Source organism: Microbacterium sp. UBA1097 (assembly GCF_002313585.1).
Lineage (GTDB): Bacteria > Actinomycetota > Actinomycetes > Actinomycetales > Microbacteriaceae > Microbacterium.
In genome coordinates this window covers 1-17,390 of the sequence record NZ_DCBW01000065.1, presented here as the reverse complement: position 1 = coordinate 17,390, position 17,390 = coordinate 1, and the positions used below count along the sequence as shown (strand labels likewise).

17 protein-coding genes are annotated in these 17,390 nt (G+C 68.6%); 9 read left to right on the top strand and 8 right to left on the bottom strand.

Going from position 1 to position 17,390, the window contains the following annotated elements; translation table 11 throughout:
* Nucleotides 1–217 precede the first annotated feature (217 nt).
* Complete coding sequence (locus B4F19_RS15430; RefSeq protein WP_292736154.1) at nt 218–1,129, top strand: L,D-transpeptidase; 912 nt, start codon at nt 218–220, stop codon at nt 1,127–1,129.
* A 39-nt stretch (nt 1,130–1,168) separates the two neighbouring features.
* On the opposite strand, the gene B4F19_RS15425 is transcribed toward B4F19_RS15430, so the two are convergent.
* Entirely contained in the window at nt 1,169–3,007 is a 1,839-nt protein-coding gene (locus tag B4F19_RS15425; protein ID WP_414683169.1) for a DEAD/DEAH box helicase, read from the bottom strand.
* Between the two features lie 57 nt (nt 3,008–3,064).
* On the bottom strand, nt 3,065–3,313 hold the full coding sequence (locus B4F19_RS15420; protein WP_292736147.1) for a hypothetical protein: 249 nt from the start codon (nt 3,311–3,313) through the stop codon (nt 3,065–3,067).
* 139 nt (nt 3,314–3,452) lie between these two features.
* Here B4F19_RS15420 and B4F19_RS15415 point away from each other — a divergent pair, with 139 nt between their 5' ends.
* Nucleotides 3,453–3,998 carry a hypothetical protein gene (locus B4F19_RS15415; RefSeq protein WP_292736144.1) on the top strand — a complete coding sequence of 182 codons (546 nt, stop codon included), beginning with the start codon at nt 3,453–3,455 and terminating at the stop codon, nt 3,996–3,998.
* Nucleotides 3,999–4,108: 110 nt separating this feature from the next.
* Nucleotides 4,109–6,808: a LuxR C-terminal-related transcriptional regulator gene (locus tag B4F19_RS15410; protein ID WP_292736141.1), complete on the top strand. Its 2,700-nt coding sequence runs from the start codon at nt 4,109–4,111 to the stop codon at nt 6,806–6,808.
* Nucleotides 6,809–6,836: 28 nt separating this feature from the next.
* Here B4F19_RS15410 and B4F19_RS15405 read toward each other — a convergent pair whose 3' ends face one another.
* Nucleotides 6,837–7,244: a cupin domain-containing protein gene (locus tag B4F19_RS15405; protein WP_292736137.1), complete on the bottom strand. Its 408-nt coding sequence runs from the start codon at nt 7,242–7,244 to the stop codon at nt 6,837–6,839.
* 85 nt (nt 7,245–7,329) lie between these two features.
* On the opposite strand from B4F19_RS15405, the gene B4F19_RS15400 reads away from it, so the two are divergent.
* From B4F19_RS15400 to B4F19_RS15390, 3 genes are all read left to right on the top strand, one after another.
* Entirely contained in the window at nt 7,330–7,779 is a 450-nt protein-coding gene (locus B4F19_RS15400; RefSeq protein ID WP_292736134.1) for a hypothetical protein, read from the top strand.
* Nucleotides 7,780–7,855: 76 nt separating this feature from the next.
* On the top strand, nt 7,856–8,785 hold the full coding sequence (locus tag B4F19_RS15395) for a DMT family transporter (RefSeq protein WP_292736131.1): 930 nt from the start codon (nt 7,856–7,858) through the stop codon (nt 8,783–8,785).
* A complete protein-coding gene (locus B4F19_RS15390) occupies nt 8,766–9,446 on the top strand; it encodes a GntR family transcriptional regulator (RefSeq protein WP_292726334.1) in 681 nt (226 codons plus the stop codon). Before B4F19_RS15395 ends, B4F19_RS15390 begins: the two co-directional genes overlap by 20 nt.
* Here B4F19_RS15390 and B4F19_RS15385 read toward each other — a convergent pair.
* From B4F19_RS15385 to B4F19_RS15370, 4 genes are all read right to left on the bottom strand, one after another.
* Nucleotides 9,419–9,694, bottom strand: a complete 276-nt coding sequence (locus B4F19_RS15385) for a hypothetical protein (RefSeq protein ID WP_292736128.1) — start codon at nt 9,692–9,694, stop codon at nt 9,419–9,421. The genes B4F19_RS15390 and B4F19_RS15385 overlap by 28 nt on opposite strands.
* Nucleotides 9,691–10,527, bottom strand: coding sequence for a CoA transferase (locus tag B4F19_RS15380; protein ID WP_292736125.1), 837 nt, complete (start codon nt 10,525–10,527; stop codon nt 9,691–9,693). Before B4F19_RS15380 ends, B4F19_RS15385 begins: the two co-directional genes overlap by 4 nt.
* Nucleotides 10,527–10,835 (bottom strand): RBBP9/YdeN family alpha/beta hydrolase, encoded by a 309-nt coding sequence (locus B4F19_RS15375; protein WP_292736122.1) that lies wholly within the window; start codon nt 10,833–10,835, stop codon nt 10,527–10,529. Before B4F19_RS15375 ends, B4F19_RS15380 begins: the two co-directional genes overlap by 1 nt.
* 118 nt (nt 10,836–10,953) lie before the next feature.
* A complete protein-coding gene (locus B4F19_RS15370) occupies nt 10,954–11,685 on the bottom strand; it encodes a glutamine amidotransferase (protein WP_292736120.1) in 732 nt (243 codons plus the stop codon).
* 141 nt (nt 11,686–11,826) lie between these two features.
* On the opposite strand from B4F19_RS15370, the gene B4F19_RS15365 reads away from it, so the two are divergent.
* Together B4F19_RS15365 and B4F19_RS15360 are read left to right on the top strand one after the other, a co-directional pair.
* On the top strand, nt 11,827–12,372 hold the full coding sequence (locus B4F19_RS15365) for a hypothetical protein (RefSeq protein WP_292736117.1): 546 nt from the start codon (nt 11,827–11,829) through the stop codon (nt 12,370–12,372).
* 126 nt (nt 12,373–12,498) lie between these two features.
* Nucleotides 12,499–15,003 carry a glycogen/starch/alpha-glucan phosphorylase gene (locus tag B4F19_RS15360; protein WP_292736114.1) on the top strand — a complete coding sequence of 835 codons (2,505 nt, stop codon included), beginning with the start codon at nt 12,499–12,501 and terminating at the stop codon, nt 15,001–15,003.
* A gap of 22 nt (nt 15,004–15,025) precedes the next feature.
* Here the strand turns inward: B4F19_RS15360 and B4F19_RS15355 are convergent, their stop codons facing one another.
* Nucleotides 15,026–16,099 (bottom strand): winged helix DNA-binding domain-containing protein, encoded by a 1,074-nt coding sequence (locus B4F19_RS15355; RefSeq protein ID WP_292736111.1) that lies wholly within the window; start codon nt 16,097–16,099, stop codon nt 15,026–15,028.
* Between the two features lie 139 nt (nt 16,100–16,238).
* Here B4F19_RS15355 and B4F19_RS15350 point away from each other — a divergent pair.
* Nucleotides 16,239–17,390 (top strand): DUF222 domain-containing protein (locus tag B4F19_RS15350; RefSeq protein WP_292736109.1); only part of this gene is annotated, 1,152 nt, incomplete at its 3' end.

The following is a 17,390-nucleotide window of genomic DNA, read 5'->3' as shown; positions in this document are numbered from 1 at the left end:
GAGTGCCCGTGGGGCGCATCCCGACCGGAACGATGAAGGGCTCGCCGCAGGCGGGCCCTTCATCGTTCCGCGAGTGATTATTCAGGCGGGCCCACGCGGGCGGAGGCTCCGCGCGCCGCGAAGCGGGGCGTGGAGTGCCCGTGGGGCGCATCCCGAGCCAACCACTCAAGAAGCATCGCCGCTTGTGGCGTTGCTCGCCGGCGCCGACGATGGACGTATGGCCACGACGCGCGCGCTCACCCGACGGAACGCGGGATGGATCGCGCTTGCCGTCGCCGGCGTCCTCGTCGCGACGGCGCTCGCCATCGCGTGGATCGTCGCGTCGGGAAGGGGTGCGCCGCTCGCGGCAGCGCCGACGCCCACGCCGACGCCCACCGTCGAGCCCACGCCTACGCCGACACCCACTCCGATCGGGCCCGCCGCGGACACGACCGCCTACGACCTTGCCGGACTCCCCGAGATCACCGTCTTCGCCATCGTCCCTGAGCTGCCCGTCGACGACGATCCATTCGGCGGGCTTACCGGGGTCGCCGCTCGCGCGAAAGGTGCCGCGGCTCCCGTTTTCGCCGAGCCCGGTCGCGCTCCGGTGGCCTCCCTTCCGCGTGAGTCCTACTACGACGGCACCGCGGTGCCGGTGATCGAGCAGTACGACGCATGGGTGAAGGTCATGCTCGTGGGCCGCCAGTCCTACCCGTCCGGGGGAAACTCCGGGCAGCTCACCGGATGGCTCCGGACGCAGGATGTCGAGCTGACGGCGCAAGAGGCGGTGATCGAGGTCTCGCTCGGCGACCGCACCATCGACATCGTTCGTGGGGAGGACCGGCAGCGTGTCGCAGCCGACTTCGGGTCCGGCGTGGAGGCGACGCCGACGCCGCTGGGTCGTTCGTTCATCATGACGGTGCGCACCGAGCCGAGCTTCGCGTACACGAGGGGGAACCCGATCACCTACCTGTCGGTGCAGAGTCCGACTCTCGACGGATTCGACGGCGGCGATGTCGCCGTGACCGCCTTCCACTATCACGACACACGTTCCGGCCGGGTGTCGAACGGATGCCTGCGCGTCGATGAAGCCGCAGCCCACGCGCTCGCCGCGCTCCCGCTCGGAACTCCGGTGATCATCCGCGAATGACGCTCGAGCCGATGCCGCGACACCGGATGCCGCAACGGGTCAGCGGCGCGGTGGACGGCCTTCGCGCTTAGCCGAGTTGCCGAAGCGGTCGGGCTTGAGTTCGATCAGCTTGCCGCTGATGCGCGTGTTCTCGAGGCGCCTCAGCGTGTCGGGCGAGAGATCCGCGGGCAGCTCGACGAGCGAGAAGTCGGGGCGGATCTGGATCGCGCCGAAGTCCTCGCGGCGAAGGCCCCCCTCGTTGGCTAGGGCTCCGACGATCTGGCGCGGCTCAACCCTGTGGCGCCGGCCAACGGAGATCCGGTAAGTCGTTCGCGGTCCGCCTCCGCTGCGGGGGCCGCGAACGGAGCGTTCGTTGCGGTCACGTCCACCACGCTCGGGTCGGTCCTGCGAATCGCGCGCAAAGCGGGGCTCGGGTTCAGTGTCCGGGTCGAGCAGCAGGGGAGTGTCGCCCTGCGCCACGACGGCAAGGGCCGCAGCGACATCCGCCTCGGGCACGTCGTGGTGCTCGACGTAGTGAGCGATGATGTCGCGGAAGGTGCCGATCTGCGCCGGATCGGCCAACGCCGCCGTGATCGCGTCGTCGAAGCGTGTGAGCCGGGTCGCGTTGACGTCCTCGACGCTCGGCAGCTTCATTTCGGTCAAGGGCTGGCGCGTGGCCCTCTCGATCGAGGTCAGCATGCGCCGCTCGCGCGGGGTGACGAAGCTGATCGCCGCTCCCGCGCGTCCGGCTCGTCCCGTGCGGCCCACGCGGTGGACGTAGGACTCGGTGTCGATCGGTAGGTCGTAATTGACGACGTGGCTGATGCGGTCAACGTCGAGGCCGCGGGCTGCGACATCCGTGGCGACCAGGATGTCGAGCTTGCCGCTCTTGAGCTGGTTGACGGTCCTCTCGCGCTGCGCCTGCGCGACGTCACCGCTGATCGCTGCAGCCGTGTATCCGCGGGCGCGCAGCTTTTCGGCGAGGGTCTCGGTCTCGTTCTTCGTGCGCGTGAAGACGATCATGCCCTCGAAGTTCTCGACCTCGAGTATGCGGGTGAGCGCATCGACCTTCTGCGGGTACGACACCAGCAGGTACCGCTGCGTGATGTTGGCCGACGTGGTGGTCTTGGTCTTGACCGTGATCTCTTCGGGGTCGCTCAGGTACTGCGCCGAGATGCGGCGGATCTGCGCCGGCATCGTCGCCGAGAACAGGGCGACCTGCTTGGTCGCGGGGGTGTCGGCGAGAATCGTCTCGACATCCTCGGCGAAGCCCATCTTGAGCATTTCGTCGGCCTCGTCGAGCACGAGGTACTTCAGCTCCGATAGGTCGAGCGTGCCCTTATCGAGGTGGTCCATGATGCGGCCCGGCGTTCCCACGACGATGTGTACGCCTCGGCGCAGCGCCGAGAGCTGCTGACCGTAGCCCTGGTCGCCGTAGACAGGAAGGACGTGCACGCCGCGCAGATGCGAGGCATACTTCTCGAACGCCTCGCACACCTGCAGGGCCAGCTCGCGGGTGGGAGCGAGCACGAGTGCCTGCGGGGTCTTCTGCGACAGGTCGAGCCGGGAGAGGATCGGCAGCGCGAATGCTGCCGTCTTTCCGGTGCCAGTCTGTGCGAGACCGACGACGTCGCGTCCCGCCAGTAGGGGAGGGATCGTCGCGGCTTGAATGGCGGACGGTGTCTCGTACCCGACATCCTTCAACGCCTTCATGACGGCGTCGCCGAGTCCGAGGTCGGCAAAGGCGGGCTCGGGTCGGGAAGGCGCTGCCCCGTCGGTCACGTTTTCGAGGGGAAGAGGCCATAGGTGTGACGCTAGTCGCTCCGCGGGTCTGTCGCGATTCGGTTGAACCAGACGCCGGGGCGAGGATGTGAGGCCGCAGCGGACCACCGCGAGCATCGACCGGTTTCGTCTCTGCGGCGGTGCTCCTTCCGCGCCGTTGATCCGCCCGCGCCGTCAGGCATCCGTGCCCCCGACGCCGTCGTTGTGGTGCCACCGGACCAGACCTTGCTGGTTGGCAAGGGCCACCGCCTCCAGACGGTTGTGTACGCCGAGCTGATGAGCTGTCGCGGTCGAGCCCAGACGCGGTGCGCCGTCGATGAGCCAACCGATCGCGGCTCCTAGATCGTACTCGGCGGAGAACTGCTCCCATGAGGGCAGCAGACTCTGCACGACGGGCATGTCGTCGAGATCTGCAGCACCCATCCGCTTGTGCCACGGTGTGTCCCACGCGAGTGAGTATCCAGACGGCACCGCGCGGCGGCTGAGCAGTTCTTACTCATTGCGGGTGAGGGGACGCCGCTGGATGCTGATCGGGCACCCGCCCCTGATCGAGGAGAGTCCGATGCCCCTGCTCCGCAGCGTCCCCGCCGCCCACGGATGTCGTGCCGATTCCTCGATCGAGGCTCGCGACAAGGCCTCTGCGCGCACCGCCCGAGCTCTGCTCCTCGCGCCTTTCCTCATCGCCGTGCTCGCCGGGTGTGCGGTCTCCCAGCCGCCATCCGACGTCAGCAGCTCGGTCGCCGAGACGCTTGCTGACACGGGATCCGACGTCGACACAGAAGCTGCGCCAGACGTCGTGGCACAGGTCAACGCCGCCGATCTGCCCGACTGGTTCCCGGCCGACTTGCCCATGCCGGCCGGCGAATACCGCTGGACGACTGTCGACGACGCCGGTGCGTTCCTGCAGTTCACGATCAGCGGGGAGTCGGTGATCGAGGACCTTGTGACGGAACTCGAGGCCGCCGGGTACGCGGTGACCGCCGTCGACGATCATGGCGAGGGGTGGAAGACCTGGTTCACTGAGAGCGAGACCTACCGGGTCAACATCGCCGCTCGTGACCTGGGTACCGACGCCGCCTACATCGACTATCGCATCGAACCCAAGTGAGGCCTGGCCGCGGGTGATTCTCGGGGCAGCTGAGGGTCGACTCCGTGGTGCGCGGGGGCGGTGACAGCGCCGATGAGGCAGCGCTCTGACGAGCACTACAGTGGGTCGAGATGGCCGAGTTCCTGTCCTCCCGTGGCGGATGGCCCGTGATGGTTCGGCCGGAGCTTCGGGACCCGCTCGTCGCGGCGCTCGCCACGCGCCCTGCCCGCTCGCAGATGCTCCGCGGCGCGAGCGGAATCGGCAAGACGACGCTTGCCGCTCAGGTCGGTGAAGAGCTCACACGCCTGGACATGACAGTGGTCCCGGTGGTGGCCCTCGAGGAGCTCTCCGAGGTGCCGCTGGCGGCATTGGCACCGCTTCTGAACGCCTCAGCGGTGGCGGATGCTTCGGACGACGTCGCCGGTCGGGTCCAGCGTCTGATCGGACTGATCGGAGGAGCGCCGGACCGTTACGTGCTGGTCGTCGACGACGCCCCTTTGCTCGACGCGCTGTCGGCATCCGTGGTGTATCAGCTCGTCCGCGTGTACGGGGTTCCGACTCTGCTGACCGCGCGTGACGAGCATCGCCTTATGGGCCCGATTGCGCGGATGCTGCACGAAGATCTCGTCACGGTCACCGACCTCGAGCCGCTGGATGCCGCGCAACTGGAGGAGCTCGTCGAACACCATCTCGCCGGGTCTGTCCGCCCCGAGTCGGTGGTGGGGCTGCTGCGTGCGACAGCGGGGAACCCGCTGCTTCTGCGCGAGCTGGTGCTTACCGCGCAACGCGCCGGACGCGTCCACGAGGGGCCGTTCGGTGTCGAGGTCGAGGCGGCGGCACTGCCCGTTCATCTGGTCGATTCGGTGCGGCACCGCGTGACCGAGCTGGATGCCGAAGAGCTCGGCTTCGTGCGGCTGCTGGCACTTGCCCAACCCTGGCCCGCCGATCTGGTGGGCACGGAAGACGCCGAGGTGCTGTCGTCTCTTCGCAGCCGCGGACTGGTCGATGATGGTGCAGGTGTGGGCATCCGTCTCACCCACCCGCTCCTGACCGAAGCGGTGATCGCGCTCATGTCGAGCAGCGAGCGTGCTGAGCGTGCCGCGACGGCGGCGGCGGCGTTGCGGACGACGGGTAGAGACACTGACCGGTTCGCTGCCGTACGGCTGGCGAGGGTTCATTCGAGCGTCGAACGCGAGGGCTCGGAGCGCGGGCCCGACGCCGGGCAGGTTGAGGTCGACTGCGGCTCGACGCTGTCTGCCGCAGATCTCGAGTGGGCGGCGGGGTACGCGGCATCGGTGGGGGACGCGGCGACATCGCTGAGCTTCTCCCATGCCGCGGCAGAGGCGGGTGGAGGGTTTCGAGCCCACGTCTTGGCTGCGGCGGCGCACTCCGTGCTCGGCGAAACCGACTCCGCCGACGAACAGTTCGATCGCGCCGCGCGCACAGCGCAGACGGATGCCGAACGCGCGCTTCTCGCGTTGCGATGGGGTCAGCATCTGGCGTACCGCCGCGCCGATCCTGTCGCAGCACTCGAGCGTGCAACGACACTGCGCGCGCCGCTGTCGGCGGACGCGTCGGTGGCGTTGGATGCCGAGATGGTCAAGTGGCGGCTGATGGCAGGGGTTCCCCTTGATGCCGCGGTGTCGACGCTGCCTCGACTCGCACCGACACCCGGCGCGACCGACGACGATTCCACGGACCGCGACGTCGACGTGCTCGGCATGCTCTCGATGGGGCTCACGTCGGCGATGATCGCGGCGATGCGAGGTGACGCGGACGCAGCCCGTGGAGCCGTCGCGGAGGCGCGACCGCTCGCCGATCTCGTGAGCCACGACCAGCCGTACGCGGGCGAGCTGCTCAGTCTTTCCCAGATGTTGAGTGAGTTGGCGGATGCGTCGATCACCGACGCACGCGCGCTCGCCGAGCGTCAGCGGGTCTCTGGAACCCCGGATGCCGCGGGGCAGTGGTCATATGTCCTTGCGCTGATCGAGCTTCACGCGGGCCGGCTCGACCGTGCCGGTCCCCTCGCCGACCTTGCCGTTCGCCAGCTGGCGTGGCGCGACTTCACGGGGCTGTCCGGCGCGGCCATCGCGCTGGGGGCGACGGCCGCGGCGATGTCGGGGGATGCAGGCGCCGCGCAGGCGCTGCTCGCAACCGTCGATGACGCCGCGCACGCCGACATCAAGGTCATTCTGCAGCGAGCTGAGGCGTCCGCCTGGCTGGCGATTCCTGAGGGTCGCGCGCAGGAGGCTGCGGCGGCGCTCGCCGACGCGGTCGCGGCAGCTGTGCAGTACGGCCATCACCTTCTGGCGGCACTGACCGCGTCGACGGCGATCCGGCTCGGATTCGCAGAGGCAGTCGCCGAGACCCTCGCGGTGGCGGCGACGGAGACGCCCTCACGCTTCGTGCGCCTGGTCGCGGATGCCGCCACGGTAGCCTCGGCCAAGGATGCCGACGCAGCAATGAGGCTCGTGCCCGCGTTGCGCAGCGCCGGCCTCGACGCACTCGCTCGCACGTTCTCCGAGGACGCGGCACGTTCGGCATCCGCTTCGGCGGAGGCCCGACGGCAGGCGCGTCATGTGGCTGCCGAGCTCGCCTCTGTGACGGTGCGCGAGCCGGCGCTCACCCGCGATCGGGAGATCGACGGTGCAGTCCTCTCGGCGCGCGAGCTCCAGGTTGCACGAGGGGCGGCGGCACGCGAGCGCAGCCGCGAGATCGCGGTGCGACTGGGGATATCGGAGCGCACCGTCAACAACCACCTCGCGAACGTGTACCGCAAGCTGGGCGTTGCCAGCCGCGACGAGCTCGCGGCGGTTCTGCGGGACGCCTGAGGGCGCCGGCGGAGTCACGCCTATCCGCTCACCGGTGCAGATGGGCGCGCTGGCCCTCGCGATCGAAGACCATGACCAGCTCCGCCGGGTCGTCGATCGCGCTGATCGCGTGCGGGGTCATCGTCGAGAACTCGGCGGCCTCGCCCTGGGTAACCTCGATGCGCCGATCGCCGAGTTGCAGCAGCACCCGTCCTTCGATCACGAGGAACCAGTCGAAACCTGGATGCACGCGCGGTGCGGAAATCTCGGGCACGGGCTCCAGGCGCATCTTCATCGCCATCGTGCGGCCGTCGACACGGTTCAGTGCCCACGTCGTGCGCGCTCCGTCGGTGCGCTGGGTGGGACGGATGACGACATCGTCGTCGTCCTCGGCGCGCAACAGGTCGTCGACGCTGACCTGAAGCGCCGCTGCGAGCGGCACGAGCCAGTGCGTCATACTCGCCGCGCACGCCGACGAGCGTCAGCCCACCGTCGCTGAGGTTGCTCAGTTCCGCGAGCGAACTGACGACGCGTTTGAGCGGATGCTGGGTCCGGTCAGTGACATCGAGGTTGGGCGCGGGTCGCGCCACGGTCCGCTCGGTTCCCTCGGTCGGGTGATTTCGGCGTGGCGGGCCGTGCTTGACATCGCCTACACCGCATCCGCTCAGGCGCAGGCGGCGCTGCGCGACCGCGACACGGATGAGCGCGCCGCCGAGATCGTCACTGAAGCGTTCGTCAACGCGGTCAAGCACTCGGGTGCCCGGCACGCGGTCGTCACGCTCGCGACCGAAGACACCGGTCGCGTGCGGGTCAGGATTGTCTCGCCGGGCAGGCTTCCCGCGGCCGAGCAGCAGGCGTCGGGAATCGGAACGCGAAACGCCGACACCCGGATATACCAATCCGACGATGATGTCGTGCTCGAATCCTTCCTCGCCCCCGTCTCAGATGATCCCTCCGGTGTTTCTTCGGAGCCCTCTGCCGCGAGCCTCTAGTTTCCCTGTTCGGGCAGCTCGGAGGCCCGTCGGCTTTTGCCCCGCGGACTCGGGAACATTGTGTAACAATACTGCGGTGACCGGAGTGATCGCCGTGGTGCTGGCAGCGCTGTGCTTCGCGACCACGGGAACGGCGCAGGCACTCGCGGATGTCGATGCATCCCCGCTCTCGGTTGGCGCCGCGCGCATCCTGATTGGGGGCGGGATTCTCGGCGCGATCGCCCTGGTGACGCGACCACTGATGCCACCCGCCGCGCCGTCTGCCGAAGCGGCCGTAGCTCGCCGGGTGCCTACCTGGGTCATCGTCACGGTCGGGGCGATCGGCGTGCTGGCCTACCAGCCGACCTTCTTCGCTGGCACACGCCTGAATGGGGTAGCGGTCGGTACGGTCATCGCGTTGGGATCGGCGCCGATCGTGACCGGCATCCTCGATGCCCTCATCCGTCGGCGAATGCCGAGCCTGCGCTGGGGCGTCGCGACCGCCATCGCGCTGGTCGGCGTCGTTCTCGTCTCGGGTCTGGTCGGCGGCGCAGGAGCCGCGGGCGTCGGGCCGCTGGGAGTTCTTGCCTCGCTTGCCGCGGGCGCTTCGTATGCGCTCTATGCGCTGGCCAGCAAGCTGCTGATGGACCGCGGCTGGAGTTTCCAGGCCGCGATGGGCGCCGTGTTCGGAGTGGCAGCGGTCGTGAGCCTGCCGCTTCTTCTTGCGACTTCGCCCGGGTGGCTGTTCACCCCCGCAGGTCTCGCGCTCGCGCTCTGGCTCGGCGTCGTCACGACTGCGGTCGCGTATCTGCTCTTCGGATGGGGTCTGCGGCGGCTCGCCCCGACCACGGTCGCGACGCTCACGCTCGCGGAGCCGCTCGGTGCGACGCTGCTCGGCGTCTGGGTGCTTCACGAGCACCTCACGGTGGCGTCGGCGATCGGTCTTGTCGTGCTCGCCCTCGGGCTCGTGGTGCTCTCACTGCCGACCGCCCGGAAGGAGAAGACGGATGTCTCCGCGCCGGCGTGAGAGCGAACCCGGTCCGACCCACGCGGCAGCGCTTGCGGACGCGCTGCGCGCCAGCATCCTGTCCGGCGAGCTGGGTCTAGATGCTCCGCTTCGGGAAGAGCGCCTCGCCGCGGAGCACGCTGCGTCTCGACACACCGTGCGCGCCGCACTTCAGGCGCTCGCGGCAGAGCGGCTCGTGACGATTGCGCCCTACCGAGGAGCCCGCGTCGCCAACCTCGACGACGATGCGGTCGAAGCGCTCCAGGAGCTGCGCGGTGCGCTCGAGGCGGAAGCCGTTCGCCAGGTGAGCGCCAAGCACGGCACGCCGTGGCCGGCTGCTGTCACGCGTCCCGTGAAAGAGGCGATCGACCGGCTCGCGCTGGCCGAGGCATCAGGAGACTGGCTCGCAACAACGCGGGCGCATGCCGAGGTGCACCGTCTCATCGTGGAGGCAGCGGCAAGTCCACGGATTGCGCAGGCCCATCGGCAGCTGGAGTCCGAGATCCTGTTGCTCCTCACGCACGTCAGGCCGGACTATCCGGCGGGCTCGTTCGCCCGGGAGCACACTGGTTATCTTGACGAGATTCAGCGCGAAGGAGGGGACGCGGTCCGGGCACATCTGGCGCACTCGGCCGACCTCATCCGCGCCGCCCGCTACCAGGCGGCCACCGACGAGCCGTAGCGGACGATCGTCGCGGGGTACGCCAGTGCGCTCCCGTTCCAGACCGGCGCGGGCGCGGCGCAGTGGAGGCTTCCCCCTCCCGCCACGGCGAGATCGACAGTCTGCTCGCGCCAGGTCTCGTCCGGGGTCGGGGTGGGTGCCGGGACCGACGAGCGCGGTCCGTCGAGGAGGGTCAGCGCCACCCGGGCGAGCGAGACGCCGACGTGCGACACCGCGCCGGTGAGGTGACGGAGCTCCAGCGCACTCATGACGGATGCCGCGAGCAGGTAACCGGCTGTGTGGTCGAGCGCTTGCCCTGGCCGGTGTCCAGGAACTGCCAGTCGATCTCGGGAAGGCGGGGACTGTCGATGCGCAGCACGTCCGCCCCGAACAGTGCGAGGGTGCGGGTCGAGACAGGTCCGGCGATCACCCGCGTGAGGTCGAGCACCCGGACGCCCGCAAGGGGCAGTGACGATGCCGGCTCCGTCAGCGGCGATGCGCCACGGTCCGCCACGTCACGGCGCACGAGCGGGTAGGCGCGCACGGCGTCGGCGTGCGGATGCGTTCGCCACTCCTGCACTGTCCGAACCCGGCCGACGATCGCTCCTTCAGCGGCAGCGCGGTCTTCCCAGTGCGCGCCCGTCGCGGTACGCAGTGCAGCGGCGATCGCCTCCTTGCCCGCGTCGTCTCCGAGCCCCAGCATCCGACGGAGCGCCGCCGCGTGGTGCGGATAGTTGCCGTGGGTTCTGACCCACCCGTCGGCGGTCTCGAAGAACCCGGATGCCGGGGCCCAGGCATCCGGTCTCTCGCCGTTCCAGGTGAAGACTTGCTCGCTGCGGTAGGCAGCAGTCACGCGAGGTCCGTCGAGAACGACCGGGATGAGGCTCGCCACGTCGACCTCGCGGCCAGTGCTGCGTGCGTACGCCAGGGAGGCGGCGGCAACCGATGCGGCCCCGACCGCTGTGGCGGCGAGCTGGGCGACGGGGAGAGGCGACGGCAACGTCACCGGACCCGCCGGCGGCCGCAGCGCGGCGACCAGCTCGGTGCGGCCGGTCGCCGCCGAGACGAGTTCCGAGGCGAGCTGCTCGAACGATGCTGACATCAACGTCCTCCCTCGAGGTCACGGATGAATCCGCGGAGCAGGTCGAGTCCCTCCGGCCACGGGCCGTGGCCGCTGAGGACATTGATGTGTCCGGCGTCGCCAACATCGTGCGCGACGAGCACCACCGGCTCGCCAGCTTCCTGCACTGCAGTGCCGACGGCACGGTCCCAGTCGTCGAAGTCGGGTTCGTCCCAGGATGCCGGAGTGCTGCGCACCCAGGCCGGATGCTGCGCTTGCCAGATCGACTGCCAGTGGCCGGGGGATGAACCACCGAGCCCCGGGACAACGACGACCGAAGCATCCTGCATCGCTCTCCTCCTCCGTTCCCACTCGCGCGCTCGCACCCGTTGGTTCCCATCACATCGGCTGCGGGCCGCTGACGAGAAGGGCCAATGCGCGCTGGCTGGCCCGCCGGCCCTCGACCTGTCAGTGGGCGTAGCGCTCGACGAACGTGCGCAGCATCCGGCTCGGATGCAGCACCTCGCGTCGACGCACGGCAGCAAGAGGGATATCGACCTCGGTCGGCGCGAAGTACCCGAAATCCGTGTAGGCGTGGATGCGCGCGGTGATGCCGTTGACGTCGAGCTCGGGGTGGAACTGCGTCGCATAGATGTTCTCGCGCACGCGGAACATCTGCACCGGACACGAGGCGGACGACGCCAGCAGCGTCGCCGACGAGGGCAGCGAGCGCATCGCTTCCTTGTGCCCGACGAACGCGTCGAACCGCGGCGGGATACCGGCCAGTAGCGGGTCGGCGATTCCGGCATCCGTCAGTGACACCTCCACGACCCCGACCGGCTCGCCGTAGGTGCGGTCGATGACCGCTCCCTGGTGGGCGCCGACCGTGCCGACGCCGTAGCAGGCGCCGAGGAACGGGAAGTCGCGCGCGACGACCTGGTCCAGGAGCGCAGCGAACTCTGCCTCGACGCGCCGCTGCACGGCGGACTTCTGCTCGGGCGGATCCGACGCGTTGAACGGTCCGCCGCCGACGAAGATCCCCGACAGGCCATCGAGGTCGAGCTCGGGCATCGGGCCTGCCTCGAGCCGCACCCGTCGCAGCTCAGACTCCGCGAGACCGGTGTAACGCAGGAAAAGCTCGTACTCTTCATCGGCCGGACCATCCTGCGCGCGGGTCGCCAGCAGGATGAACGGCTTCATCCGCTCAGCTTAAGCGCCCCGAACCCCCGTTCATCCTGCAATCGGCACGCGCCGGGAACATTCGGTTTCGGTGCCGTCGCGCCGTCACCGAGACCGCTACTGCTACGACGAAACCAGCAACGGCAAAGGGGGCAGTAGGCCGTGAGCAGTGCGAAACAAACACATCCGCGCGAGAACACATCCGCTTCAGCGCTATCGAGCGCCGCGACGCGGTGGGTGATTCTCGCTGCCGCATGCGTTGTCGGCTTCATCGTCGTGTACGTGATCGCCGTGTTGACGGTGTGGGGGCAGGAGTGGGAGAACGCGGCTATCGCGGGCTCGGGCCAGGTTCTGCCCTGGGAAGCGACGGATGCCGACGACAATCTCGATCTGATCCAGACGTGGTCGCTCGCCATTGCCGTGCTCGTGGTCGGCATCATCGGATTCGCGCGGCGGCAGGTGCGCACGGCCCTGGCGGGGATGGCCGTGATCGTCGTCGGGGTGCTGCTGTCTGAGGCGCTCAAGCGCTTCATCCTGTGGCGGCCCGACCTCGCCCCGGCGGACCTTGGTGCGGGACACAACAGTTTCCCGAGTGGACACACGACGATCGCGATGACCCTCCAGCCCCCGCCAAGTCGCCCAGAAACCGAGAGCTGCGAAGACCGAGCCGGTCGCGGCACAGTTCCGGACGCTGTGAAGCCGGCGTAGGGTCGCTTCCCGAACGTCCGGCCGCGCCTCGCCGGTTGCGGGCAGCTTCGTGACGAGTGTGTAAACCTCCCGTGGCGATTCGCGGCCGAGGATGAATCGCTCCGCGCGACTCGGTATCTTCGTGTCGTGCCCGACACACAGAACTCCGACGCGACCCTGCGTCCCACGCATCCCCTGGCCCTTGCTCCCGTCATCGCACCGCCTGCGTCGGTTGACGGATTCGTCAAGCAGTTCCTCGCGAACCTGAACTTCGATCAGGGCGTTTCACTGTCGGCATCCGATGCCAACGACCAGTACCTGGCGCTCGCCGGAACTGTGCGGGACTACCTCATGGCCCGCTGGCTCGAGGACCAGACCCGGCAACGCGAGCAGCAGGCGAAGACCGTCTGCTACCTGTCGGCGGAGTACCTGCTGGGCAAGCAGCTCGACAACAATCTGCTCGCGGCGCGGCTGGGCGAGATCGCGACGGATGCCCTCGCGCAGTGCGGCATCTCGATGGACGACATGCGCGAGGTCGAGGTCGAACCGGGCCTCGGCAACGGTGGTCTGGGGCGCCTCGCTGCGTGCTTCATCGATTCGCTGGCCACCATGAGCGTGCCGACGATCGGGTACGGCATCCGCTACGAGTACGGGATCTTCCGGCAGACCTTCGTCGACGGCCAGCAGGTCGAACAGCCGGATGCCTGGCTTCGCATGGGCTCGCCGTGGGAGTTCCCCCACCCCGAAGCCGCCCAGACGATCTCGTTCGGCGGTCGCACCGAGACCTATGACGACAACGGTGTGGAGCGTACGCGCTGGATTCCGGACTGGAACGTGCTCGCGGTGCCCTACAACATGATGGTTCCCGGGTATCACAACGGCCGGGTCAACACCCTGCGGTTGTGGCGCGCGGCGGCGACCAACGCCTTCGATCTGCGCATCTTCAACTCCGGCGACTATGAGGAGTCGGTGCGCGCCCAGACCTTCGCCGAGAACATTTCCAAGGTGCTCTACCCCGAGGACTCGACGCCCCAGGGCAAGGAGCTGCGCCTGCAGCAGCAGTACTTCTTCGTCGCGGCATCCATCAACGACTTCCTCGACCGCGTGCTCCCCGAGGGCTTCGACCTTGAGAAGCTTCCCGACCGCGTGATCTTCCAGCTCAACGACACGCATCCGGTCATCGGCGTGCCCGAGCTCATGCGCGTGCTGGTCGACGAGCGCGGCATGGAGTGGGGCGACGCATGGGCGATCACGCAGAAGTGCTTCGCCTACACCTGCCACACGCTGCTGCCCGAAGCCCTCGAAGTGTGGTCGGTGGACCTGCTCGGCCGGCTGCTGCCGCGCCACCTCGAGATCATCTACCGCATCAACGACGACTTCCTCGAGGAAGTGCGTGAACGCTTCGGCGACGACATGATGCGCATCCGCAACATGTCGATCATCGGGGAACACCCCTACCGGTCGGTGCGGATGGCCTACCTCGCGACGGTCGCGGGGGCGAAGGTCAACGGCGTCGCCGAACTCCACTCGCAGCTCCTGCGCGACAAGGTGCTGCACGAGTTCGCCGAGATGTACCCCGACAAGTTCACGAACGTGACCAACGGTGTCACGCCACGCCGCTTCATCCGTCTCGCGAACCCGTCGCTTGCGAGCCTCATCACTGAGGCGCTCGGCGCGGGCTGGACCGTCGACCTCGAGCGGCTCCGGGGGCTAGAGGCGCTCGCCGAAGACGCCGAATTCCGGGAGCGGTTCGCCGCCGTCAAGGCAGCCAACAAGCGGCACCTCAGCGATGTGCTGGAGCGCCGTGACGGTGTCACGATCGATGACACCCACCTGCTGGATGTCATGGTCAAGCGCCTCCACGAGTACAAGCGCCAGACCCTGAAGGTGCTGCACATTGTCACCGAGTACGAGCGCATCGTCTCGGGCAAGGTCGCCGCTGCCGACATCCAGCCCCGTACCTTCATCTTCGGGGCCAAGGCTGCTCCGGGGTACGCGATGGCCAAGCGCATCATCCACCTCATCAACTCGGTCGCGTCGGTCGTGAACAACGATCCGCGGGTCGAGGGGCGCCTGAAGGTCGTCTTCCCGCCGAACTACAACGTGACCCTCGCCGAGAGCATCATCCCGGCCGCCGACCTGTCGGAGCAGATCTCGCTCGCCGGCAAGGAAGCATCCGGTACGGGGAATATGAAGCTCGCCTTGAACGGTGCGCTGACGATCGGCACCGACGACGGCGCGAACGTCGAGATCCGCCAGCTTGTCGGCGACGACAACTTCTTCCTGTTCGGCATGACCGAGCCCGAGGTCGAGGCGCTGTGGGCGAAGGGTTACAAGCCGGCCGACTTCTACCAGGCCGACCCGCAGCTGCGCGCCGCCATGGACCTCATTGCCTCGGGCGCGTTCTCGGGCGGTGACCGCACGGTCTTCGAGCCGATCGTGTCGAATCTGCTCTACGACGACCGGTTCATGGTGCTCGCCGACTACGCCTCATACATCGAGGCGCAGGCGCAGGTTGACCTGGCATATGCGGACCAGGATGCCTGGACCCGATCGGCGATCCTCAACATCGCCCGCTGCGGGTTCTTCTCATCCGACCGCTCGATGCGCGACTACCTCGACCGCATCTGGCACGCCCGCCCGCTGCTCTGACGAGTTCGCGGCTACCGTCGCGTCAGTCGTGCGGCCAGGCAGCCAGCGCGTCATCGATGAGTCGTGCGGCCCGACCGGACACCGGCTCGAGGAGTTCGACCACCGGAGTCCGGCTCTTCGCACCTCGAGGCGCCGAGAAGCGCCAGGTACCGACCACAACGCCGTCGACGAGGACTGCCGGGCGGAAGACGCCGTTCTTGCCGGGAACGAGAGCGTCGAACATCGCGTCGGAGGCCACGAGCGACCGGTCGGCATAACCGAGGATCCACTCGTCGAACGCGGGAACGAGCGTCACCGTTTCAGCAGACCCTTGCCAGTTCGAGTCGGCTGACGCGGATGCCGCGGCATCCAGATATACGGGCTTCTCGCCGAGCTGTGCCAGCTCGATTCGGTCGACGGATGCGGCGGCAGCGCGCAGCCCCGTCTTGGGAAGCTTCGTCCACCAGGCCAGGTCGTCGAGGGTCACCGGCCCCCGCGCGGCGACATAGCCCGCGACGATACGGCTGAGTGCGGCATCCGTGTCGGTTTCGCGCGGGGTCTTGGTGCGGGTGAGGAACTGCTCCGATCCGTCAGGAGTGAATGCGCCCCAGTGCGCTAGCCCGCTGATGCACAGGTGAACGAGCAGGTGGTAGCCGCGCCCGCCGTCGGTCGAGATCCCGGCGTCCTCCCACGTGGCAAGGATGTCGGCGCGCCGCAGCGGAGTGGTCTCGAGCGCCGCGACGGCGACCTCGTGCGCGTGATCGATCGTGGCGTCGTCCAGCCCCAGTTGCTCCCGGCGCCGCGCCATCGACTGCAGCGTTCTCGTGCCGGTCAGGGCGAGGAGCGACGCCAAGTGCTCGGGCGTCGTCGCGAACAGTGTGCCGCGCATCGGCCAGGACCGCACCAACTCACCGCTGTCAAACGCGGCGCGGACATCGTCGACGGTCGTTCCCGGGGCCGACCGCAGAGCGATCGCGCGCAGGACTGCCGGAAGATCCTGGCCTTGGAGGGCGACCGCTCGATCCACCACTTCCCGCGGGGAGAGGGTCGAGCCGCCGAGCAGCTGGGCACGGTGGCGTAGCCCGCGCGCCTGGTCGGGGGAGAGGGACGCCGTCATGCCGATCACCGTAGTACGAGCCACCCCCACGCAGCCGGGACGGCGGGGCTTCCGGTGGACTGCTGCCGCTCGGAGTGCCAGGCTTTGTCTCGGGTGGCCCGGGGTTTGAATGTCGTACCCCCCTCGTAGTGTCGGGGGTATGGATGAGGTTGGCATGGGCGAGGCGGGTCAGTGGCCTGCGGCTGCGGATGCTGACGTGTTCGTCTCTGAGGGTGATGTGCGGGAGTGGGATGCCGAGGTGGCGGGGTGGGTTCCGCCGCGTCCGGACGCTGTCGCCCTCGTGTTGGAGGCCGCTGACCTGGAGGCGGTGTTCGCGGCGCAACGGTTCGCGCGGGTCGATGACCTCCGTCTGGAAGCGTTGGATGATGTGTCCCGGTATGGGGGCGGGTCTCGGGAGTTGGTGATGCGGTCCCTGCGGCTCGAGCTTGCGTCCGCGTTGCGGGTCACGGAGAACGCGGCGGGGATGATGCTTTCCCGCGCCGAATCACTCGTCCACTCCTACCCGGCCGTGTTGGAGTCCCTCTCCCACGCAAACGTGACGGTCCGGCACGCGGAGATCCTGGTCGATGACCTCGATGTACTCGACCCCGATATCGCGGCGGGCCTGGTGGGTCGGGCGTTGGGGTTGGCGGAGTCGCTGCCGGTGGGGTCGTTCCGGCGCGCGTTGCGCCGCCTGATTGACCGGGAAACCGCCCCCACGTTGACCGAACGTCACCAGGTCGCGGTGCGGGGGCGTCGGATCATGGTGGAGCCGGCGGGGGATTCGATGTCGTGGGTGCACGCTCTGGTCCCGTCGGTGGAAGCTCACGCGATCTACGGGCGGGTCACCCAGAAGGCTGTGGTGATCCGTGACCATGACCGCGGTGCGACCCGGGGCGGGGAACCGGGGGATGGGTCGGAGCGGAGTCTGGATGAGATCCGCGCTGACGTGTTCTGCGACCTCCTCATCGACGGGACCGTTCCCCAGCACCCAAAGCAGGCGCGCGGGATCCGCGCGACCGTTGTCGTCACCGTCCCCGCCCTCGCGCTCCTCGGCGTCGACGGGGTGACCGACCCGGCGGAGGTGGAGGGCGTCGGTCCGATCCCGATCGAACGGGCCCGTGAGCTCGCCGGTGCCGCGTCGGGGTGGATGCGGGTGCTCACCCACCCCGAAACCGGCGCCGTCATCTCGGTGGGCCGCACACGGTATCGGCCGCCGCCGGAGTTGGCGAAGCTGGTGAAGTGGCGGGCTGACCGGTGCATGGGACCGGGATGCTCGAAACCCGCGTCGCAGTGTCAGATCGACCATTCG